This window comes from Prevotella sp. C0026C3, from assembly GCF_056590795.1.
Map to the genome: position 1 here is coordinate 117,722 of NZ_JBWPWW010000001.1, position 24,295 is coordinate 142,016.

Below are 24,295 nucleotides of genomic sequence, written 5' to 3' on the forward strand. Positions count from 1 at the left end.
ACGCTTAGTTTATTGTTTCTTCTTGCTGCAACAAACCACTAAGTTCGGCTACGATGCTGCCTATATCAAGTCCGCATAATGCCTTTAATTCATCCACTTCTCCGTGTTCCACAAAGCTATCGGGAACTCCTAGACGCACAATACGAGGCGTATATCCATGGTCTGCCATCCATTCCATCACTGCACTGCCCATTCCTCCGGTTCGTATTCCGTCTTCAACAGTCACAATCGGGCACTTCAGTTCGGCCACTTCTTGCAATAAATCCTCGTCTAGAGGTTTCAAGAAACGCATATCGTAGTGGGCAATACTGGCATTAGGATACGCTGCCATCACTCGATTGATAGCCTCCACAGCATCATTTCCCATCGGACCGATGGTCAATACGGCTACTTGATGACCATTGCGTAGTTTACGGCCTTTACCCACCGGCATCTCCTCCAATTCGCATTTCCAGTCTTTCAACACACCTTTCCCTCTAGGATAACGTATCACAAACAGTCCCTTATCGGGCAACTGAGCCGTAAACATGAGCTTACGTAATTCATGTTCATTCATCGGTGAGGCAATGGTCAAATTCGGTATGGGGCGCAAAGCTGCCATATCAAATACACCATGATGCGTCGGTCCGTCTTCTCCCACGAGTCCGGCGCGGTCTAAACATAGCACCACCGGCAGATTCAAGATTGCCAAATCGTGGATGATGTTATCATAAGCACGCTGCGCAAACGAACTATAAATGTTGCAGAACGGTATCAATCCGTCTTTCGCCATACCTCCTGAGAACGTCACGGCATGCCCTTCGGCTATACCTACGTCAAACATTCGGTCGGGCATCTCTTTTGAAAGGATATTCATAGAACATCCCGAAGGCATAGCAGGAGTTACTCCATATACCTTATTATTCTTGCGAGCAAGCTCCAACAGCGTCTCACCGAAGACATCCTGATATTTCATTGGCTCGTCGGCACAGTCGCTAATAAGGCGTTCGCCCGTCTCCGGATCGAACTTACCGGGGGCATGCCACACCGTAGCCGACTTCTCCGCTGGCTCATATCCTTTGCCTTTGACCGTATGCAAGTGCAATAGTTTCGGGCCTCGCATGTCTTTCAACTGTCTCAATAGTCGCACTACTTCTTGAATATCATTCCCATCGAACGGGCCGAAATAACGAATATTGAGTCCTTCAAATATATTCTGCTGATGACTAAGGACACTCTTCAGCGCATTATTCAAACGAATAATACCCTTTCGGCGTTCCTCGTTCAGATACCCTTTGCGGTTCAACCACTGGCTAGCCTTAAAGCGTAACTTGTTATAAGTTGCATTGGTATCGAGGTTCAAAAGATACTTCTCCATACCACCCACGGCACGATCAATCGACATGTCGTTATCATTAAGGATGATCAAGAGATCGTTAGGTGTAGATGAGACGTTGTTCAAGCCTTCGAAAGCCAGTCCACCACTCATAGCACCATCGCCTATCACGGCCACCACATGGCGATTATCTATCCCCATTTTCTTCGCAGCCACAGCCATACCTAATGCTGCAGAGATGCTATTACTGGCGTGTCCACACGTGAAAGTATCATACTCGCTCTCCAGTGGCGACGGGAACGGACGAACACCATGCAACTTTCGATTGGTACAAAACACATCTCTACGTCCCGTCAGTATCTTATGTCCATAGGCTTGATGGCCTACGTCCCACACAATACGGTCTTCCGGCGTATTAAAAACATAGTGTAAAGCCACCGTCAACTCTACCACACCGAGACTCGATGCGAAGTGGCCGGGGTTTACACTCACCTCTTCGATTATGTCTTCACGAAGTTCTTTGCACACCTCCGATAGTTGGTCTACGGTCAACTTGCGTAAATCTTGCGGATATTTAATGTTGCCTAACAGGCCGAATTTGCTTTTATCCATCAATACTTATAGTATGATTAACTATGCAAAGATACTAAAAACTTTCGTAAGCTCAACGCCTTATTTCTACCATTTTAGCTGTTTTGCTCCTTATTTTCATTTTTAATATTTAACTTTGTAGTATTAATCATTATCTATTATGAACAAAAGAACTGTACTCATGAGTATGTGTATAGCAGCATCTCTAGCCGTTGGGGCACAAACCAAAGATGGAGGTATCTCATCACAGATGCTGCAACAAATTCAAAAATCGCAGCCGGCGGCTGCAATCAACAAAGCTATCTTCAATGCGATAGCCTCTAATAACATCGAAGACATCGCCAAGAACCATGCCAATTTAGGCGAGTTTGATACGCATTTTAGCGTTGAGACGCCTAAACAGAGCATTCACAATCAAAAGAGTTCGGGCCGTTGTTGGATGTTTTCCGGACTAAACACGTTGCGTAGCATGTTCGCTTTGCGCGATGAGCAAAAGCGTATCGTGGAATTTTCACACGACTATCTCTTCTTCTGGGACCAATTAGAGAAATCCAATCTCATGTTGCAAGGGGTCATAGACTGCGCCAACAAGCCCATCGACGACCCACGCGTACAATTCTTCTTCAAGCAACCCATCGGCGATGGTGGTACATTCTGCGGTGTGGCCGACTTAGTAGAGAAGTACGGACTCGTACCGATGAGCGCACAACCCGAAACATTCTCCAGCGAAAATACACGTAGTATGGGCAAGCTACTGTCCAGCAAACTGCGCGAATTCGGCCTTGAACTACGCACCATGGTGTCTCAGAAGAAGTCGGCATCGGCCATCAAGGCTCGCAAGACCGAGATGCTTGGTACCGTATATCATATCCTGACACTCACCTTGGGCGAACCCGTGAAGGAGTTCACATACACATTCCGCGACAAGGATGGAAAGGCCGTAGGCGAAAACAAGACCTATACACCGCTTTCATTCTACAAAGAAACGATAGGCAGCCCCATCAACGGAACGTTCATCATGGCCATGAACGACCCGCGACGTCCCTATTATAAGACTTACGAAGTGGAACTAGACCGCCACACTTACGACGGACATAACTGGAAATATATCAATCTTCCGGTAGAAGATATAGCCAAAATGGCTATCGCCTCACTCAAAGATGGCCGCAAGATGTACTCTTCTTACGATGTAGGAAAGCAACTCGACCGTAAGCGCGGATTCCTCGATACCGAGAATTTTGACTATGCTAGCTTGCTTGGTACGACGTTTGGAATGAACAAGGCCGACCGTATAAGCACCTTCGATAGCGGTAGTACCCATGCCATGACGCTCACAGCCGTAGACCTCGATGCACAGGGTAACCCATTGAAATGGAAGGTTGAAAACAGTTGGGGAACCGATAGTGGTCAACAAGGGTATTACATCATGACCAACCGGTGGTTTAATGAGTACATGTTTCGCCTTGTCGTCGACAAGAAATATGTCCCTGAAAACATCTTGAAATTGGAACAGCAAAAACCAATCATGGTTGTTCCTGAAGACCCATTGTTTGCCGACGACAACGACTAAACAGCCCTATTTTGACGACATAGCATAGAGTTGCCCTCGCAAGACGAATACTTTTAAACGAACATCTCGGCTATCTGGCAACTCTATATATTCTCCCTCTCCTTGGAAGAGAACCGGAATGAGATTACTGCTAAGCCTTCGCAGTATTGCTGCGAGGGCTTTTCTGTATTCCTGAACAGGCGATACAGTAATGTTGCAAGGCTGTAGCAGTATTTTAGTGGGCAAGTAAACAAGTAGACAAGTAAACGAGTTGACATGTAAAAAGAGGATAATCTTAATAGTTTCATCATCAAAAACACCACACAAACAGCCCTACTCTACCTCGTCAACGAGAACTTGATGCTCACTCCAAAATCTTGTGTGGTCGTGGGATAACTATTGGCCGAGAGCAAAGGAGTATTGCTTTGGCGATCGTAATAGAATGTCATGGACAACATTCTAGATAGGGTGTAATCGGCAGCAAGGGAGAGTTTGAACGCATTGTTGCCACTGCTGGCCATAGAAGTCATGTTGGCAATGTCGCGACTAATGGATGCTTGCCGACGAAAACTGACGTCAAGACGAACATTCAAGTCGTGGTTGACACCGCTCTTCGAGCGACCTACACTACTATTCCCATTTGTTTGAGTTGCATTTTGCTTGTTGGTATTCGACAGATTACCTTTAGCTTTGGCCTTTATTTTACGATAGTTACGTCCTCCAAACAGGTCGATATTATTCAATTTATAAGCCAATCCCAGTACCCAATCACGACTGATGGCCTCATTGAGTTGTACGCTTGGCATACTCAACGATAGCACTCGCGTGGTACGATACTCCAGTTTAGCCGTGAGGTCGTTGTTGAAAGTCATATCAATACCCAGCAACGGCGAGAAGCTCTCGTTGATACTGACCGTCGAAACATTGTACATGCTACTTGGAACAGGATTTCCGGTCTGTGTATTGGTAATAAAACCAAGCCCGTTCATGTATTCCATAAAAGTGCTAAAACTACTATAGGCACCCACGGCATAGATGCTCCGATAGGCATGGTTAAGGTTAACGCTCTTGAAAATATCACGGAACCAAGGCAGTTTACTAAGCCCCGTGTAGCGCATAGTCCAATTAGGAAGCAGTCGGGTGATAGATGGGAAGATGCTGAGCGAGTTTCCTCCCATGCTCGTATAAGTGGAGAGGAAAGCAGGAATCATCACATCGGCACTATATTTGTCCACCGCTCCATTAGCAGCATCAAATGTCCCACCCGCCAGTCTACTACCACTGGGATACACAGCATGGGCATATTGGGCTTCCACACGGTCACGAAAACCATCGAGCGAACGGCAGAATTTCTCAAAACTCTTGCTATAAAAGCCATTGTTGGCATTACCCATACTCTCAAAAGCCGTGCCGATGGAGATAGTAGACATCGTGAACGTACCACTCTGCGTAGTGGGTCGCCCTTCATACATATATTGTATGCTACGCGCGGTGGTCTGATTACGACTGGCCGTAAGCTCAATATTCATATTGCGGAAAGGCATCAGCGACATATGTATCCGCAAATCCTCGGTCTGATTGGTGGCTGCCGGTGTGGCTATAGAGTCGTTGATGAGCAGCCAGTCGCGGTCGAGTGCTTTGTCAATAAACGAGTCATCGGTGAATCCGAAAGCAAATCCGAGTCCCGGAGCCAGTGCATTGGTGCCACGACTTTGTCCGAAAGCATCACCCACATTAGGCATGAAACCGGGCAGAGACATGGAGTATTGGTTGCGATAGTTAACCATTACGTTTCGTACCATCATCATGACACGCGCCACACTCTGCGCTGTTCGATACCATTTCTGATTCTCCAATGGAGCTTTTGGTGTCACGGTTATCTTGAGTTTTAATGCCGAATCCACCTTATTCATAATACGGATACGGTTGTCGTCGAGCCGTTTGAAATGCAATTTATACTGTTTACCATCGGCAGTGCGGGCATTGACTACGAGCCGTTTAGACTTTTTGCTATGTGTAATATCCAATATGGTATCGGGCAAAAGGGTGATTTCTTGCTCAAAACTTTTCTTGTTGAGTGGTAAAGCCTGCCTCTGCTTGTCCACTTCCTTGTTTGTATTCTGATGCTTAATGACCTTTGGACGCCGGCGAGAAGATGTATTGGCCATCGCTTCACGGTTGAAACGTTCGTTCGTCGCTTTCAAAAATGGGATATGATTGTATAACTTCTCCATGTTGAACGTGGTGTTGATACTCAACTCCCGATTGTTGACAACGGTATTACCCAGCGATGCTCCATTCTCAAGATTGGTACCACGAACCCAGTTATAGGTAGCATTATAGGTGCTATTACCTGTAATCCAATCGAGAACCGGAATGAGATAGAGCGGCAACTGATACGATAGGCTGAACGATTGGTTGTAATTAAGTGGCGAACCTAAGTGCTTGATACTGGTCCATACAGAATCTTTCCACGCACTATATTGGTCGGGATAAAGGTCTTTATTGATTGGAGCGTAAGGCTGTTCAATCTCTGCATGGGTGGCACTTTGGAAATTCATGTGCAGATTTCGCGTAAAATCCCACCTAAGAGTGAACTCGCGATTCCACAAGAAAGCCGAACTAAAAGTCACAGGAAGCTTTGCCCCCCCCACAGCATCCATATCTCGCTCTTGCAATTCATAGTAATTGCGAGTTAATTCGGTATTGAATGCTACATTCTGTGGCAGCCAATTAAGCCCGAAACGTTTGAGAATGTCAAGCCATTTTGATTTATTCTTCCACTTACTAAAAGGTTCCCACGCCCGATAAACAGGTATCCAATTGTAATTAAAAGCCCCTCGCCAATTGTCTTCATTCTCATATACAGTAGTCTCACCGGCCGAATGGCTGTGCGAATGACTATAAGAGAAAGAGAAATTGGCCGGATCGTAAGGCATAGGGTGGCGTTTAGTCTGGATTCCTATACGTACATTGGACAACGAGAAGTTGGTGTTGAGTCGTTTAGTCACGGCAATACGTTCTATCGAGTCGCGCTCTTGCTTATTGGCAACCGATGATAATGCGTCGTCCAACTTCATGTCCGTATCAAGTGGATTGTATCTAGGGCTGGATATTTCTTTCGATACCGAATAATAAAGTGGTGCAGAAACTTTGGCTTTCTCTGGGAAAAACTTACCTAGTTCCAAAGTTGTCGTGACGGAATAGGTTTTATACGTCTCTTGCGAGCGGGCTTGAACACCATCTTCCAAACCACCGAAGCCATCGCTAATATACTTGCCTTGCATATTAACCGTTCCCAAATCAGACAGTTGCATATTGAGGACTCCATTGGCAGCCCAACCACCTGAGTTGTTATAACCTTTGAGCCGAAGTTCGTTAACCCATACCTCTCCACTCTTGGGATTGTCTGATTTGTTACGCACACCAATCATCATAACCTTCACATTGCCCAATGTCGGATTACCCATGATGGTAACTTTATTCGACGGATTGGCCTCATCGTAGTCGCTAAAGGCCGATGTATAGGAGGCAGCACCAAGCCCACGCGACTTATTGCGCATCTTTTTCAACTTGGTAAAGAGACTTAACGGGATGTTAAGCATATTCTCTTCAGGCCACACCATGGTACGACTTGCTGTGGAATTATTGTCGTATCTCCCCGGAGCAGTAAGTTTTAAGGGTATCTCATATTCGTAGTAATTATTACGATAGTCTGAGCCTAAGCGCACAAACAAAGCCAACTGATTGTCGACGAGAGCCGTGGTGTTTTGCTCGAAAGCGTTGGCATGGGCAAACAACTGCATCGTCTTATATTGTCGCAAGTCTACCGATGTGTTCTTATACACAGCCTTCGACTGACCGGTAGACAATTTGTCTAACGTCATTGCCAATGCCTGCTCGTTATCCTCTACCAACTGTGGCTGCGTAGGGTCTTGTCCGCGCTGTATACGAGGAGGCAAAACGTAGTTCACCGGAGTCTTATCATTGTTCTCTTCGATGCTCACTGCGCCAACCGACATGGTTCCCGTACCCGACGAATTTCCCAATGATTGTGTATAGACACGCCACTCCCCACGCACCAAGTCGAGCGTTCCAAAGCGTAATACTATCGGATGTTTGAAGCCGGTGAGGAACATTCGCATGAATCGAATGCTGGAAAAGTCGGATATACTACCCACTCTACGCTCGTATTCGTCGACAGGTATACGAAATTGATACCATGTTACGCGTTCCGAACTGCCGTTTCTGAGTTTCGGCTCTACCTCACGTTTGTCTACGATATAGTTGTGGCCGACTACCAAATCCGCCGGACGCATTGACACACGATACTGGAAATACTTCTCATACTCGTTGAGAGTATAGTCTTGATTGATGTCTTCTACATCGGGAGTGGTCTTGTATGATGTATTATAACTCTCTCTTTGATTCTCCGAATCGGGCGAGTTCCCCTGCGGATTGTTGATGTATTTATAGCGTCGTAAGATGCTTGCCTGCATCTCATCGTAGTCTGTTCCACGAAAATAATGATAATCGTCGTTGGCAGGGTCGTTCCAAATAGAATCCCACACGGCAGGATTCACGTGTCCCTGAAGGGCAGTCAAGAAACTTTGATAAGTAGGAAATTGCTGTTCTTCGGTATCGTTAAGGCCATTATAGCCCACATCTTGCAAGGCACGAGCACCCTTTGATGTGGCAAAAGCATAGGTTATATTCGAGGATGTGGGTATTTTTCCCCACTGTGTAGTGGTATAGTTGGCCGATCCATCGACCGGCATTCCGCTCTCATAAAACTTCCGGCCGTCGTGCAGAATGTCTTCGCTCACCTCTCCAAGATTGATGTAGAAGTCACCACCATAGTCAGATGCATCGGCTTGCTTGTTGGTATAGATAAACGGATCCATCAACCAAAACTCAATATATTCGATATTTGCGGCATCAAAATCATTAGTATCAAGCTTTCGCATCATTCCTCCCCAGTGTTGAGCAGGGTTAGGTAGCTTACCATTCACATCTAGGCCGGGATTGAAATTATAAGGTCCGCGCTCATTAGGATAGTATGCTAGATTGAGGATATTGAGTATTGAGGTGGTTCCGGTGTAGCTGGTTACGTTGCGATTAGGGAAAAGTTCGGTCGTAGGAACTTCTCGAACATATTGATTACTCAATTGATCGAGGTCGCTCCTGATATGTCCCGGCGTATACGAACTGCTTCTTCGAGTGAACAAAGGATCTATATTATACCATGCCAACAAACTGCGATTGAATCCACTGGTCAACCCAGTCTTGTCGCTATGTTCGGGAAATAAGCTCGGAACACTGGATATAATCCACGATGTAGGAGTCGATACATCAATGGTACTCTTGGTATTTTCGAAGTCATCTAAATAAGAAGCATGGTCTTGTGTGCCCCCGGCTTGCCCAGCAATCAGCTGTGCAAACTCGGCCGTTAAGGATATATTGGAAGGTTGAGTGAGGTGCAACAGCGGTATCTTATTGAGCATATTGGTGAGCCATTGACTCTCTTTCTTCCAGTTCAAGTTGACACCCCACAAGGTATTATTGAGCGGTTCAGCTCCCATATTCACCTTCGTGGTGAGCGCTTGTTCGGATAAATGCTGTATTGTTCCGCTCAATTGAAAGTTCTTAGAGAAGTCATATTCCCAATTCATACCGAACATTGTCTTCCGCATCTGTGCGTAGTCGGTGTTACTTTCAAGTGAGACTTTGATATTCGTACCGGCATCCAAGATGCTTTGATTGAGGATGGTTACCTCACCAGCACTATAATCCACGCTGTAATCGGAGCCTTCTTTAAGTACCATTCCACCCGCTGTAACCACCACCGAACCTTGTGGAACGTTGAATGCTCCAAGTGATATGACATTGGCAGAAGTTCCTTTGAACTGTCCAACCAATTGGTACTTATCTTTCTCCGCAGTCTGTTTGGCTACGGTTTTGGTAGAATTATACAGTTCCGTAAAAGCATATTTAGCCGCTTCAGTAGCTGGTACACCCTTGCCAACAAGATAATCATACAGGTAAGAACCGAAGGGTTCGGTCACCGGGAAAAACACTCTACCACCGCTTACCGTATATCCATCCACGTAATCGAAGTATCCGTTGCTGTTGGGTTTGTTGTTGTTATCAAGCCTATCTGCCCCCAACAACTTGATAATAGGAGTGCCTTTAACCTGACTTTCCGGTATATAATTCAGGTAAACACCGGTGGTATCGCTTTGGTATTTGACGTCTAAACGGAACTTAGCCTTCTCTACATTCGAAGCCAAATAGTACACATTCTTCATCATCAAATCCCAGTTGCCTTGCTTGGGATGGTTACTTGTATTCTTCAAAGACTTCACAAACAGAGCTTTCCCGGTATCTGTTTGATCACCGGCGAACTCACCTACCTGATAAGTTACACCTCCATAAGTGTACTCAAAAGCCACGGCCACCACTTGATCGGTCTGTACCGAACTTCTCAATGAGACGTAACCGAGTGCCGTATTCAGCGTGTATTCACTTGAAGAGAGCAATCGGGCACTCTCCAACTTCTCATAGTCGGTACCTCCAATAAGTCCTGCACCATCAAGCACCGTTGATGTTTGGTTTATATCGCGGGCACTACTGTAGGCACCAACCATTTCTCCATACTCACTATTAGCCCCATTCGCCGGTACAATGCCACTTGCTGTCCACCTCGAATTGGATATTTTCGTACATTCACCAAGATCGGTCAATGCCACGATATTACGCGTATTGGTTGTCGTTCCGGTCTTGTTCGTTACCCAAATCTCCACGCGATTTACCTGTACACCGGTCATCATATTGGGCAATGTTCGCATACCGGCATTGTAATGGTCCCGGAAATACTGAGAAAGGAAAAAATGACGATTCTCTTCATAGTCCGCTGCTCCTATCTCAAAGGGCTTCAATTGCACCCCTCCCTTACTCGAAACGCTGGTACTTGCTGTCTTCTTTTGCGATGCCACCAACTGCAATTTCAGTTTCCCAAATTGCATATCTGTGCGCAAACCAAATAGCGAACTGGCTCCACGTATCAACGAAGAGTTAGATGGAAACGACACATTACCACCCTCAACGAGTTTGATTATCTCGTCTTCTTTGCCGTCGTACTTCAGCTTCATGTTCTGTGCATCGAAGTCAAACGTGGCATCTGTATTATAGTTCAAGTCGAAATTGACCTTGTCGCCCACCTTTCCATTGACGTTCAAGTTCACCTTTTCATCGAAATCCATGGTCGTTGTCTTCCGGTTTCGGATAGGAAGTGAGGGGTTATCCACATTCTTCAGCGTCCCACCAAACTTAAGTTCAGCCGTTCCCTGTGTACGAATGCGTACGCCCCCCGGCCCGAATATCTTCTCAGCCGGTCCTAAATCGAAGTGCATATCAGAGAAGTCAAACTTCTCTTTTCCTCTCGCTTGATAGATAGCATCGTTCTTAACACGATAATATTTATAGCGCATTTGCTTCTCACTCCATGCCCGATATTCCTCCGGAGTCATCATAATAGGAGCAGAGATATATGTTCCGCCCATCTTTTTACCTATTATATATAAGTTCAAAGAGTCATTGTACTCCACAGTTTGCCGCACATTATCGGGTGTTTTCAGGTCGAGTGCACTGCTATCAAGGTCGGAAATGGTAATGGGCATAGTACGCTGAATGCGCCAACGCGGATGAAGTAAGCTGTCCGGAACGGTATCTTCGTCCAATATCGGCTGCCCTATCACGTCTATCTTTTGCGCTTTTGGCGATTGCTTCTTGCTGCGTTTAGAATCATCTTGCATCATAGGCAACGACATAGCATAGCTGACCGCCGTAGCAGTCAGCATCCCTATGAACATCGTTTGCAGACGATTCGTTATTCTCACACGCTACTTATTTAATCCTTCGCAATGCTTCTTTCACCACAGCTTCGACGCTGAGCGATGGTTCTTCGGTCAATATGGCTACGACAATCTTGGCTGTTGGTGCAGGCGAAAAGCCCAACATGGTAAGGGCACCCAGTGCTTCGTCTTTCACAGGAGAGTTGACCAGCGTCTCCTTAGCACTGGCTGAAACGTGGAATTCATTTGCTATTCCACTGGCAACAATCTTATCTTTCAAGTCGACGATGACACGTTGAGCCGTTTTCAACCCAATTCCTTTGACGTTCTTAATCATCTTATCATCGCCATTGGCAATGGCATTACACAACTCGGATGGTGACATTGATGACAACATCATGCGAGCTGTATTGGCTCCCACGCCCGAAACGGTAATCAACATACGGTAAAGTTCGCGCTCCTGCTTCGTTGCAAAGCCGAAGAAAGTGTAGCTATCATCTCGTCCGCCTGTCACCAACGACTCGTGGATATATAGTTTTACCTCTTTCTTCCCTTGTATTGCACTGTATGTAGTGAGCGAAATATTCATTGCATATCCTACTCCTCCGGCTTCCACAACAGCCTGTACGGGGGTTAAATCGGTCAATTCACCCTTAATATATTCTATCATTACTTTCCTAAATTATATGGTTTTAACATACCATATAAACGGTTTCAAACGGCTGTTTATTGTTTATAAACTCCACCTTTTTATATAGACACGTATCTCTATCGTCTGAATTACATATTCCAACCACGACACCACTCTCCTTAAATTCGCTCTACCCCCTCTTGACCTAAATTCATTTTTTCATTATTTAATGCAAAAAATATAGTCAAAAAAGTTTGATTTGGTTGGAAAAGTGTATTTTTGCAACGTACAACAATAAAAGTTTGAACAAATAGTAAATATCAGGATTATGAAGAAAATTAGAGCAGCCGTTGTCGGTTTTGGCAACATTGGTCATTACACAGTGCAGGCTTTAGAAGCTGCACCCGACTTTGAAATCGCAGGAATCGTGCGTCGTAACGGAGCACAAGACAAACCACTAGAACTTACCAACTACGAAGTAGTAGACGATATAACCAAACTCAAAGATGTAGATGTAGCTATCTTGGCCACTCCTACACGCTCTTGTCCGGAATATGCTGCCCGCATTGTAGCTCTTGGCATCAATACAGTAGACAGCTTCGACATCCATACCTCCATCTTGGAATACCGCAAACAGCAAACCGAGAATTGTGTCAAGGCAGGCAAAGTGAGTGTCATCGCAGCCGGATGGGATCCGGGATCCGATTCTATCGTACGTGTCCTCATGCAGAGCCTTGCTCCCAAGGGACTCACCTATACCAACTTTGGCCCCGGTATGTCAATGGGACACTCTGTTTGTGCACGCGGTAAGAAGGGTGTAAAAAATGCACTTTCTGTCACCATTCCATTGGGCGAAGGCATTCATCGCCGCATGGTCTACATCGAACTGGAAGAGGATGCAAAGTTAGAAGATGTAACTGCTGAAATCAAAGCAGACCCCTACTTCGCTCATGATGAGACCCACGTGTTCGCAGTAGCATCGGTAGACGATGTTCGCGACATGGGTCATGGTGTTAATCTCGTTCGTAAGGGCGTAAGCGGACAGACTCCCAACCAGCGTCTTGAGTTCAATATGAGCATCAACAACCCTGCTCTTACGGCACAGGTATTGGTCAATGTGGCTCGTGCATCGTTCCGCTTGCAACCCGGATGCTACACCATGCCCGAAATCCCCGTCATCGATATGCTTCCGGGCACACGTGAGGAGATTGTCGCAACATTGGTATAAGAGATTCAAGTCATATCACATGGTGACTTCCACCATGTGATTTCCTTCCATAAGTGGTACTACAGTGCCACTTATTTTTTTACCGTCAACCGTGATTTGGCGCACACCTTTAGCACGTCCATCAGGGTTTTTCACCGTTATCTGATACATACCATTGCGGAATTTACGACTTACCGTATACTCTCTAGCTGTAGATGGCAAACATGGGTCAATGAGCAGACCATCGTAATCGGGCTTGATACCAAGAATAAACTCCGATACCGTATACCACATCCAAGCCGCCGTACCCGTGAGCCAAGAGTTTTTTCCCTCACCGGGACGCGCTGCATCCTTACCCGCAACCATCTGACAATTCACGTAGGGCTCTACTTTGTGCAACAGGCTGTAACGCTCTTCCACATAAGAAGGCAGTATCTTGGTATAGTGGTTCCACGCATCGTCACCGCGACCGGCTACCGTTTCGCCTATAACCACCCACGGATTATTGTGACAGAAGATGCCTGCATTCTCCTTATAACCCTCCGGATAAGAACTTATCTCGCCATATTCCACATGATAAGTAGTAAAGGCCGGATTGTTCAACACGATACCAAACTCGGTATCCATACGTTCTTTCACACTGTCCAGTGCCTTGTCCACGAGTCCGTCTTCCTGTCCGATACCCGCCATCGTGCACCATCCTTGCGACTCAATGAATATCTTGCCTTCCTCATTTTCATCACTACCTATCTTATTTCCATAGAAGTCGTAAGCTCGTAAGAACCATTCGCCATCCCAACCATGATGCTTTACAGCCTCCACCATATCGGCCACATGCTTCAAAGCACGCTCGGCCTCATCGTCCTTACCGATACGTCGGCACAGTTCAGCATAGTCTCGACCGGTCACAACGAACAGTCCGGCTATCATCAGCGACTCTGCCTTCGAGCCTTCTGTCTTGTTCTCGGTGGTTTGGAAACTCTCGTTGGGATCCCAACTGAAGCAGTTCAGATTCAGACAGTCGTTCCAGTCGGCACGCCCGATAAGCGGTAATCCGTGCGGACCGAGATTTTCTACCACGTGGTTGAAACTCACACGCAGGTGTTCCAGTAGCGTAACCTCCGTACCCACTTGGTTATCAAATGGCACCATCTCATCAAGAATAGAAAAGTCGCCCGTTTCTTTGATATAAGCCACCGTACCGAATATCAGCCAACAGGGGTCATCGTTGAATCCTCCACCAATATCATTATTGCCGCGTTTAGACAGCGGTTGGTATTGATGATAGCATCCACCATCGGCAAACTGCGTGGAAGCGATGTCGATAATACGCTCACGGGCACGCTCAGGTATCAGATGTACGAAACCTATCAAGTCTTGGTTGGAATCGCGAAATCCCATACCACGCCCGATACCACTCTCAAAGAAGCTCGCCGAACGCGACATGTTAAATGTCACCATACACTGGTATTGATTCCAAATGTTGACCATACGGTCGAGTTTATCGTTTCCGGTATGCGATACAAACACCGATAACAGACGCTCCCAATAGTTCTTGAGTTCTGTAAAAGCGGCATCCACCTTGTCCACAGTGTCGAAGCGGGCTATCAAGTCGTGTGCTTTCTGCTTATTGATTACTTGTGGAGCCAAGAACTTATCAGCTTGTTCGTTCTCCACATACCCCAAAAGGAAGACAAAGTCGCGACTCTCTCCGGGCTGCAACTCCACCTCTATATAATGCGAAGCTATCGGACTCCATCCATGAGCGAAGCTGTTGCGTGCCTTTCCCTCAGTCACGGCTTCAGGCTCGTCAAACCCATTATAGAGCCCTACAAACGTCTCCCGGTCGGTATCATACCCATCTATAGGCGCATTCACATGGTAGAAAGCATAGTGGTTGCGACGCTCGCGGTACTCCGTCTTATGATAAAGTGTGCTTCCTTCCACCTCTACTTCGCCTGTAGAGAAGTTACGCTGGAAGTTTTCCATGTCGGTAGCAGCATTCCACAAACACCACTCTGCCAGCGAGAAGAGCTTCAGTCGACGCGTCTCTGTAGAATGGTTGGTCAGCGAAAGTTTCTGCACCTCACCCCAAGTATGCAGCGGAACAAAGAAAAGCACGCTGGCCTCAATATCGTTTTTACGCCCCATAATACGCGTATAGCTCATACCGTGGCGGCATTCATAGAAGTCGAGAGATGTCTTACAAGGCTTCCATCCGGGATTCCACACCGTATCTCCATCTTTCAAATAGAAATAGCGACCGCCCGCATCCATCGGTACACCATTGTAACGATAACGCGTTAAGCGACGGAACTTAGCATCTTTGTAGAAGCTGTAGCCCCCGGCTGTATTGGAAATAAGCGAAAAGAAATCTTCATTGCCAAGATAGTTGATCCACGGCCACGGTGTCTTTGGGTCGGTAATGACATACTCTCGGTTGGCATCATCAAAGTGCCCATACTTCTTATTCTCCATGTCTGAAATGTTTGATTTGTAATAATGTAGATTTGTTTGCTGTCGGTAAGAGTTTCAGGCCGATTCACTCATCTGCCATTATCATTGTCTACTCTTTCGATTCTTATATGTGCAAAGATACGGAATAAATAGAATACTAAACCTATCGGGCAATAAAAATATGTTCAGAAAAAAGTATAAAAAAAGAGAGAACACTTTCTCACGAAACCATTCCCCCTACAAAACAGTAATTAACTCAAAATTTATAATCTATCTGGACATAACTATAATTCTATTCCATTGTAAAAAAGAGTGGACTCAACCAACTCTTAAAGTTTTACACAGGCAAAGTTACGAAATCAATTTCAAACTTCATAATTTTCTCCAATGAATTTTCTATTTTTTGCAAAGATTTGTGTTTTATTCCTGTTTTATGCAACAAAAGATACTAATTTACAACTTTAGAAGCTACAACAATTACTATCCGAATATCTAATTCCGATTTTATAGACAAATTATAAGTAAAGAAAATATCTAAAATAACCTAAAAATACCAACATTAGGGTATTGATCATGTACTTAAAAATCATTAATTTTGCAGTGTTCATATATTTAAGTAGAAAATCAAGTGTTTTTCCGACAGGGCACTGCAAAGCCCTTGCAACGATGCTGCTAAGTCCGGTCAGCAACGCTGCCTAGACTAGACAGCAAACTTGCGAAACCATTGCAGCAAACAGAGACTATACTGCTTCCACCACCATATATATAATAAGGTATTAAAAAATAGGCATCATTAGATTATGAAACCAAAAAGAATAAATTTCATTTGGGTCACGCTCGTAGTGGCGTTGACCGTATTTTCTCCGGCTATAGCCCAGACTTCGGACGGTTCTTTCACCATTAAAGGTACTGTCACCGATGACAATGGTAAGCCCATCGACGTAGCCTACATCTCGTTCAACAATGCCATTACGGCCATGAGCAACGAGAAAGGAGAGTTCCAACTGCGCAATGTCAAGGCAGGTGAGTTCGAATATACGGCTTCTTGCATCGGGTTTGAGACTGCTAAAGGTCGCTTCAAGGTATCCACGGGCAGCGAACGACTGGTCATTAAGCTCCACGAACAAGCGTTGACATTGAAAGAAGTCACCGTAACGGCACGCCAATCGGCCATTGGTTCAAAGTCGGAAATCGGGCAAGACGCCATCCGTCACATCCAACCCAAGAGCGTTTCAGATATCTTACAACTCTTACCGGGCAACATAACAACCAATCCTACCCTCAACAGTTTGGCACAAGCCAATCTTAGAGAGATTGGTAGTGACCACAACAATGCGCTGGGTACAAGCGTCATTCTCGATGGCTCCCCCCTCAGCAACGACGGTAACCTGCAGGCATTGTCGCCCACAAGAAACGGAAATAGTTCGTCGTCGAACGCCGACGACATGCGCAATCAGACCACAGCCGGCAAAGGTAGCGACCTAAGAACCATCGGTGTAGACAATATCGCATCGGTAGAAGTGATTCGAGGCATCCCCTCTGTGGAATATGGCAACTTGACTTCGGGTGTCGTTATTGTCAAGACCAAAGCCGGACACACTCCGCTCGAAGTAAAAATCAAAGCCGATCCCTATTCTAAGTTGGCTTACGTGGGCAAGGGATTCAACTTCAGTCATGGTGGCGCATTGAACCTTGGACTCGATTGGTCACAATCTTATTCCGACACACGTCGCCACTATATGGGCTACGACCGACTCACCCTATCGCTGGGATATTCGAATGTATTCAACGCAAAAGGAGCCCATCCGATCACATTCAATCTCCGCAGCTCGCTTTACTCGAACGTGAACAATCGCAAGACCGACCCACAGATGTCGGAATTGGAGCTGAACTACAAGAACAAGAACACCGGTGGACGCCTCTCGATAAACGGAAACATACGCATGAACAATTGGCTTACGGCCATCAACTACGACTTCTCGGCTCAGATTTCACGCACTGTGGATACGCATCACAACTGGATTGCAACCCCAGACGGCGTCGTTACCGACAACATGAAGACCGGAATAGCTCAGGCTCAATTCCTCACCAAGGCTTATTTCAGCGATTATAAGATAGAAGGGGTGCCCATTAACATCTTCGCTCAAGTCAAGGCCAACAAGTATATCCAGCTGAACGATCTAGACTACACCAATATCAAAGCTGGTGTAGACTATCGTTTCGACGACAATGCAGGCAAAGGTTTAACGTTCAACATGAACAATCCGCCGAAATCGAGTAGCTCTCAAACCTTGCGTCCACGCTCATTTAGCTCTATCCCGGCACTCAACAATCTCTCCGCTTTCATCGAAGACAACACACGAGTAAGCATCGGTAAGACATGGTTAAACCTCGTTGCGGGTGTCCGTGTGAGCAATATGTTCTTGAACAAAAGCAAGAGTGGACGTAGCAATATATTCGTTGCCGAGCCACGTATCAATGCAGAATACAACCTATTAGACAAGCACAACAACAGTCTCTTCGACCAATTGAGCATCAGCGGTGGCTTCGGTATCTCCAACAAGATGCCTACCCTGCTCTACCTCTATCCCGATAATGCCTACTTCGACAACGTGAGTTTGAGTTACATCGGAGAACAATCTTCACTGGCACTCATCCAGACTCAAGCCATCACCAACACACAAAACCCAAACATCAAGCCCACCAACAACCGCAAATGGGAGGTAGGCGTGAACTTCAAGATAGGTCGTGTGAAAGGCTATGTAAATTATTTCAACGAGAGCAACCGCCACGAATATGGTTTCTCATCAGTATTCCTTGGTATGCAGTATCCTCGTTTCAACGTACCACATGGTGCAGCCGATTTGGCTTTCGACGGTTCACAACTGTCTTATACGCTCAATGGCAAGAAGCAGACTGCTACCTCTACCATCGCCACACAGAATGCACTGTGGTCGATGCCCGACAATACATCGCGCAGTAACAAGCACGGTATCGAGTATTCTTTGGATCTTGGCGTGTTCAAACCATTGCGTACATCACTCAATATCGATGGTGCATGGTTCCACATCAAGCGTATCAACGAGAAAAACTACCTGAACTACATCAGTTCTACATACGATTATGTGCCCATGATGCCAGCCGGATACGGTACCATCAGCGACCGTGTGAACACTAATTTCCGCTTCATCACCCACATACCTGCCGTAAAGATGATATTTACCACGACGGTACAGGTGGTTTGGTATGAGAATACACGTGCCGTATACGAGAACCCCGACGGCAGTAGCAAGTACACATTGTCGGCCGACGGTAAGACTTACGAAGTGCAACCGTTAGGCTTCTATAGCAACAACGGTAGCTATACGGAGTGGAAACCGGACTATGCTAAGGACAATAAGTACAGTCTGATGGTTGACCAATACAAACTTTACGCTTTCAACAGCGACCATGTGAACCCTTGGGTCATGCTCAACTTCCGCTTCACCAAGGAACTTGGAAAGATATGCGAGCTATCGTTCACCGCTAATAACTTCTTGAATACATCAAGATGGCACGTGAATCGAAATACGTTGGCGAAGTCGCAAATCTATCCCGACAACTATTTCGGAGCCGAAGTGAAATTCAAATTCTAAACGAAACAAAAGATATAAGATGAAAAAGATAATCAATCTACTGCTCTTCACAGCCGCAATATTCATGGTATCATGCGGAGACGAAGCAAGCATACCGCAATATTACAACCTGAAGATAGCCTTGAATCCGGAGGAAGCCTTAGTCGGCAGCAAACTATCAAAGTTGAAGTTGGTGGCCACCAACGACAATGGAACATCACAAGAGTTTACTCTTTCGGGCGATACTACTATCAATTTGTTGCAAGGACAGTACACTTTAGTACTGTCGGGAAAAGTGACAGATGAGGCCGCTGCCTATGTTTCAGGTAATACAGAGACTATCCTCTTCGCCAATACTACATCAACTATCAACCTATCAAAGATTATAAAGTCACCCATTATCTTCAAGTCTATCTACACAACAGGCGGACAGCAGGGTTATATCTTAGACCAATACTTTGAGATAGTAAACAACTCTGACGAGGTACAATATCTAGATGGCCTGATATTATCTGCTCCTGCCGGTGGACAAACAAAAGAGAATGCATGGCAAGCCAATGGTTATCCCGACCTCTACGCATGCGGACAAGGACTGGTAATAGCCTTTCCCGGCTCTGGAAAAGAACATCCATTGCAACCGGGACAAAGCATTGTGCTGGCCAACGACCCTATCAATCATTCTACGGGAGCCAAGGAAGGCAACCACTGCCCTGATCTTTCGAAAGCAGATTGGGAAATTTATATTGACAAAGCCAAAGGAGAGATAGATTATCCAACTCCTAATGTGAAGGTAATATTTACAAACAACACTAGAATTAGAGCCTTTGGTATAGGAGTCAATGGGCGTTCCTACCTCATGGCTAAGTGTCCCAACGGTATGACTCCGGAGCAGTTTGCAGCCGATCCCAAGAACATCATGACTATGCCGGGAACTGTTTCAAAGACTCAATATCTCATGATTCCAAGCAAATATGTGCTGGATGCCGTAGACATATGGAATAATAAGAGAACCAATAATTATGGTACTTTCTTGCCAAAAGACGATGCACAAGGTATCTTGGCAAGCACTGCGAATGCCGGAAAGTGTATCCGTCGCAAGGTAACGAAGATTGTCGATGGGCGTGCTTACTACCAAGATACCAACAATTCGGCCAATGATTTCTTGAACAATCAGGAACTTACGCCGGGTCAGACTCCCACTTCAGTAGATCAATAATGAATAAACAGAACGCTAAGATGTTAAGAATGACACACCATTATATAATAGGTAAGCGAGTGGCGCTGCTGATTTTGGCTGCCATCAGCACCGGTACCGTCCTTGCACAGAGCAAGATGGACAAAACCAACGAGCATTTCTTCTACAAGGAATACAATTATATCAACAACCTATATCAAGGCACATCTACACCTGTAGGGTTGGCTTACAACCGCGTAGGCACCGTAACTGATGCTTCGGTATTCAGACATTTCGAGCGCGGAGCATTCCACCAAGTCGATGCCGGAAGCAAAAATAACAGCTTGAATGCATCGCTCTACGGTCTACAACGATTCAAGAAACTCAGTCTGGAAGGCCAAATTGGCTATGTAAACTGCAAAGACTACAACCGTAAATGGAACTCTACGCTCTTCTTGACTCGCTCCAATCCATTCGTAATTGGCGACTCTATCGCCAGTGATGTAACCACCGAACTGTTCAATATGTCTGTAGGAGCAGCCTATGAATGGAATCCTCTCTTCGTTGGAGCCATTAAGTTGGCCTACAAAGTAGGCAGCAGTGCCGACCAAACCGACCCTCGTCCGAAGGTCAACTCGTCTCGATTTGTTATCAATCCGGGCGTAGAGCTTAGATTGGGAAGCGCACATCGACTTGGCTTCTCGGCCACATTGGCTCTCTTTAGTTCCGAACTGACCCACACAGTCATCAATAGTTACACCAATTACATGTACTTCTTGATGAAAGGTTCAGGCGATTATATCACGCGAACCAACAGCGATTTGGCCGGATATCCGCGCAACTACAGCGGTAATACGTTGAAAGGAGCTCTTCAATGGGTGTATGCACCGGCATCATCGAGCCTCTCCAATATCTTTGAAGTGGAACTATCGTCCATTAATGAAAATGCGGAAGACGGCGGAGCAGCCTACACTTTCAAGGCTGGAGACTACGATAAGCGCGGTATAAGCATTGCCGATAGATTGCGTTTGGCATCATCCGACCGCTTCGTACATAATATTACGGCTAACTTCAGCTACTATAAAGGCAAGGGATATTGGTACGACCAACGCAAAAAGACCGATACCGAACATGGTAACATCAGCTATTACGAGATATTAAACGAGTCGAAAGTGCACGACGCTTCGTACTATCAAAGCGGTGCGAGCTACCGATTCGACATGCTCAAGAATGGACTTCCCGACTTTACCGTGAAAGTTTCGACCGGCATCAACGGCATGCGTATCAAACAATATCAAGCCAAGATGGCCGAACAGAAGTACACTACAGGCACCATCGACCTTGAAATTGGCAAGTATTGGATGCTAGGCAGCTGTCGCATGCAGGGCATATTAGATGGCTATACCAGCTTCGGCATTGGTGATAAGCAGGCCGATTTCATTCAAGCATCGACTCGTGAATCATACGCTGCCCCCTATTTCGAATACTTATCAGCCAAGAGTTCAGGTTTCAAAGCACACTTATCAGCCGATTTCCCGGTAAAACTTTATGGGACAAATACATGGTTTGGGCTCTTTGCCAACGTTGCTTGCAAATTCTACAACGAAGAATCCGTCTACTCAAAGATGTTCGAGTCGAAGTCTAGAACAGCCATCAACGCCGGCGTAAGTCTCAAATTCTAGTTATTAAACAATCATATTATACAAGAGTTATGAAGAAAATTTTAGTAATGATAAGCCTCTGCCTGCTGTCAACCATGCAGGCATTGGCAGGTCGCGGCTTCGCTATCGTCGTAGATAAAAAGAGCTATAACGAGGCGAAAAACGAAATTCAAGCCTATGCCAAGGCCATCGAAGACATGCAACACCTGCACGTCTACACCGTCATCGATCGTTGGGGAGTGCCCGATTCCATTCGTACAGAACTGCAACGTCTACATGCTTTGCGCCAAAATCCTATCGAAGGAGCTGTCTTTATAGGCGATATTCCGATAGCAATGATACGCGATGCACAGCATTTCACGAGTGCTTTTAAGATGAACCAAAAGGCCAATCGCAAGCAATCGTCTATCCCTTCAGACCGCTATTACGATGATTTCAACCTGAAATTCAAGCCACTTGGACACGACAACGATGCTCCATACTACTATTATTCGCTCACTGCGGAGTCGCCACAAATACTAAATCCGACGCTATATAGTGGCCGTATCCGCCCAACAGACGTTGGTGGGACGTCTAGATACGTCAAGTTGCGCAACTATCTGACCAAGGTTGTGCGCGAAAAGCGTGCTGCCGGCAGCCTCAACAAGATGTTCTATTTTGAAGGACATGGCTATATCTCGCAGTCATTTGTTGCCCGTGTCGACGAGAAAGAAGGACTTTACGAACACTTCCCATGGTTGAAACGCCAACAAAATGGCATCAGTTACCTCAGTCATTTGCAATACCGCAACGTCAAATTCAAACTGATGAACGAACTTATGCGCCAAGATCTCGACTTCGCGATACTCCATCACCACGGCGCATGGAACACTGAGTACCTCAACGGAATCCCTTCACCGAACAATGTGAACGAGGCTAAGACCTTCATTCAGCAATTCTTCCGCAGCAAGACACGCGATGCCAAGGACAGAGGACAGAATGCCGACAGCGTGATGGCAGCTTTCGAGAAGCGTCTGGATATTCCTCATACGTGGTTAGAGAATACTTTCGACCCGAAGATTGTGGCCAAAGATTCACTCGACAACGACTTGCTCGACCTGCATACTACCGACTTTGCCAAATACAACTACACTCCGAATTGTCGCGTTATCATGATTGATGCCTGCTTCAACGGCTCGTTCCATCGCGAAGATTGCATTGCCGACGAGTATATTTTCAGCCCCGGACGTACCGTAGCTGTCATTGCCAACACCGTCAACGTGCTGCAAAACAAATGGAGCGACCGCTATATGGGCTTATTAGGGCTTGGTGCTAGCGTAGGCGAATTGGCTCGTTTCTCTTATTATATGGAGTCGCACGTCATCGGCGATCCGACTTTTACGTTCATACCATCGCAAAAATCGGCCGACATCTCAGCTCTATTAGCTGGTAATAACGATGCTGCGTGGCGCAAACTGCTCAAGACCGATGCCCATGCCGATGTGAAATGTATAGCCATAGACCGCTTAAACAGAGATAATAAGATGACTTCTGCCGAGCTATTAGCCATCTTCCATAACTCGGACGAGGCTCTCGTACGCCTCCAAGCACTCTATTCTCTAACCGAACACGATGATGCCAACTTCATCGAAGCATTGAAATTGGCTGCCAACGACAGCTATGAATTAGTACAACGCACAGCACTTCACCTGATTGGAGAGAGCGGAAACGATGCTTTAATCCCCACTATTATCGCGGCAAATATGACCAACAGCCTATCCGAGCGTTGCCGTTTCAACGCGATGAATGCTCTCACCCTCTTCCCCAAAGACAAACTGTTGGCCGAATTCCAACGCCAGTTCAACGCCCCATCTCTTCGCTTAATCGACAAAGAGAAGACTGGTAAGCGATATAAGAAACTCATTGTAGCAGCCACAGAGAAGTGGAGCGAGTATGTAGACATGGCTGTTTCACCTAGCACAACCGCCAAAAAACGTCTCAGCGCCATACGCGGATTGCGTAACTACTGTCCTCACCATCGTATCCCGGAGATACTCAACTACCTCCGCACACAGGCTCAACCCGATGCTCAAGTGGCTTTGCTCGAAATGCTGGGATGGCACACGCTGTCTTATCAAGTGCCTGCCATAGCCAAGTGTGCCGACGAGATGAGCCGCGACAACAGTCTCAAACCCGAAGTAAGAAATGAGGCTTTGAAGACTGTCAACCGCTTGAAAAACATCAATAAATAATGATTATATTCC

The 24,295-nt window shown here is 46.0% G+C and carries 10 protein-coding genes; 6 read left to right on the plus strand and 4 right to left on the minus strand.

Annotation, left to right across the window (positions count from 1 at the left end; genetic code table 11):
* Positions 1 to 4: 4 nt before the first annotated feature.
* Entirely contained in the window at positions 5 to 1,927 is a 1,923-nt protein-coding gene (gene dxs, locus AC1EK4_RS00530) for a 1-deoxy-D-xylulose-5-phosphate synthase (protein WP_480356594.1), read from the minus strand.
* 139 nt (positions 1,928 to 2,066) lie between these two features.
* Between dxs and AC1EK4_RS00535 the strand changes: the two genes are divergently transcribed.
* Positions 2,067 to 3,476, plus strand: a complete 1,410-nt coding sequence (locus AC1EK4_RS00535; protein ID WP_062435524.1) for a C1 family peptidase — start codon at positions 2,067 to 2,069, stop codon at positions 3,474 to 3,476.
* A gap of 317 nt (positions 3,477 to 3,793) precedes the next feature.
* Here AC1EK4_RS00535 and sov read toward each other — a convergent pair whose 3' ends face one another.
* Both sov and ruvA read right to left on the minus strand, forming a co-directional pair.
* Positions 3,794 to 11,326 carry a T9SS outer membrane translocon Sov/SprA gene (sov, locus tag AC1EK4_RS00540; protein ID WP_480356701.1) on the minus strand — a complete coding sequence of 2,511 codons (7,533 nt, stop codon included), beginning with the start codon at positions 11,324 to 11,326 and terminating at the stop codon, positions 3,794 to 3,796.
* A gap of 34 nt (positions 11,327 to 11,360) precedes the next feature.
* Complete coding sequence (ruvA, locus tag AC1EK4_RS00545; RefSeq protein WP_480356595.1) at positions 11,361 to 11,978, minus strand: Holliday junction branch migration protein RuvA; 618 nt, start codon at positions 11,976 to 11,978, stop codon at positions 11,361 to 11,363.
* A gap of 289 nt (positions 11,979 to 12,267) precedes the next feature.
* On the opposite strand from ruvA, the gene AC1EK4_RS00550 reads away from it, so the two are divergent.
* On the plus strand, positions 12,268 to 13,167 hold the full coding sequence (locus tag AC1EK4_RS00550) for a diaminopimelate dehydrogenase (protein WP_036897408.1): 900 nt from the start codon (positions 12,268 to 12,270) through the stop codon (positions 13,165 to 13,167).
* A 15-nt stretch (positions 13,168 to 13,182) separates the two neighbouring features.
* On the opposite strand, the gene AC1EK4_RS00555 is transcribed toward AC1EK4_RS00550, so the two are convergent.
* Positions 13,183 to 15,624, minus strand: a complete 2,442-nt coding sequence (locus AC1EK4_RS00555) for a glycoside hydrolase family 94 protein (protein ID WP_480356596.1) — start codon at positions 15,622 to 15,624, stop codon at positions 13,183 to 13,185.
* A 779-nt stretch (positions 15,625 to 16,403) separates the two neighbouring features.
* Between AC1EK4_RS00555 and AC1EK4_RS00560 the strand changes: the two genes are divergently transcribed.
* The 4 genes from AC1EK4_RS00560 to AC1EK4_RS00575 are packed head-to-tail and all read left to right on the plus strand — an operon-like array spanning position 16,404 to position 24,283.
* Positions 16,404 to 19,238: a TonB-dependent receptor gene (locus AC1EK4_RS00560; RefSeq protein WP_480356598.1), complete on the plus strand. Its 2,835-nt coding sequence runs from the start codon at positions 16,404 to 16,406 to the stop codon at positions 19,236 to 19,238.
* Positions 19,239 to 19,257: 19 nt separating this feature from the next.
* The gene (locus AC1EK4_RS00565) at positions 19,258 to 20,433 is read left to right on the plus strand and encodes a DUF4876 domain-containing protein (RefSeq protein WP_480356600.1); all 1,176 of its coding nucleotides are present in this window, start codon (positions 19,258 to 19,260) and stop codon (positions 20,431 to 20,433) included.
* Positions 20,433 to 22,073, plus strand: coding sequence for a DUF6850 family outer membrane beta-barrel protein (locus tag AC1EK4_RS00570; RefSeq protein ID WP_480356601.1), 1,641 nt, complete (start codon positions 20,433 to 20,435; stop codon positions 22,071 to 22,073). Before AC1EK4_RS00565 ends, AC1EK4_RS00570 begins: the two co-directional genes overlap by 1 nt.
* A 29-nt stretch (positions 22,074 to 22,102) precedes the next feature.
* Positions 22,103 to 24,283: a HEAT repeat domain-containing protein gene (locus AC1EK4_RS00575; RefSeq protein WP_480356603.1), complete on the plus strand. Its 2,181-nt coding sequence runs from the start codon at positions 22,103 to 22,105 to the stop codon at positions 24,281 to 24,283.
* Positions 24,284 to 24,295 lie beyond the last annotated feature (12 nt).

Excerpts from the sequence above, each read along its gene's own strand:
- ruvA (WP_480356595.1), bottom strand. The coding sequence starts at position 11,978 with ATGATAGAATATATTAAGGGTGAATTGACCGATTTAACCCCCGTACAG.
- AC1EK4_RS00535 (WP_062435524.1), top strand. The coding sequence starts at position 2,067 with ATGAACAAAAGAACTGTACTCATGAGTATGTGTATAGCAGCATCTCTA.
- AC1EK4_RS00550 (WP_036897408.1), top strand. The coding sequence starts at position 12,268 with ATGAAGAAAATTAGAGCAGCCGTTGTCGGTTTTGGCAACATTGGTCAT.
- AC1EK4_RS00575 (WP_480356603.1), top strand. The coding sequence starts at position 22,103 with ATGAAGAAAATTTTAGTAATGATAAGCCTCTGCCTGCTGTCAACCATG.
- AC1EK4_RS00565 (WP_480356600.1), top strand. The coding sequence starts at position 19,258 with ATGAAAAAGATAATCAATCTACTGCTCTTCACAGCCGCAATATTCATG.
- dxs (WP_480356594.1), bottom strand. The coding sequence starts at position 1,927 with ATGGATAAAAGCAAATTCGGCCTGTTAGGCAACATTAAATATCCGCAA.
- AC1EK4_RS00570 (WP_480356601.1), top strand. The coding sequence starts at position 20,433 with ATGAATAAACAGAACGCTAAGATGTTAAGAATGACACACCATTATATA.
- AC1EK4_RS00555 (WP_480356596.1), bottom strand. The coding sequence starts at position 15,624 with ATGGAGAATAAGAAGTATGGGCACTTTGATGATGCCAACCGAGAGTAT.
- sov (WP_480356701.1), bottom strand. The coding sequence starts at position 11,326 with ATGTTCATAGGGATGCTGACTGCTACGGCGGTCAGCTATGCTATGTCG.
- AC1EK4_RS00560 (WP_480356598.1), top strand. The coding sequence starts at position 16,404 with ATGAAACCAAAAAGAATAAATTTCATTTGGGTCACGCTCGTAGTGGCG.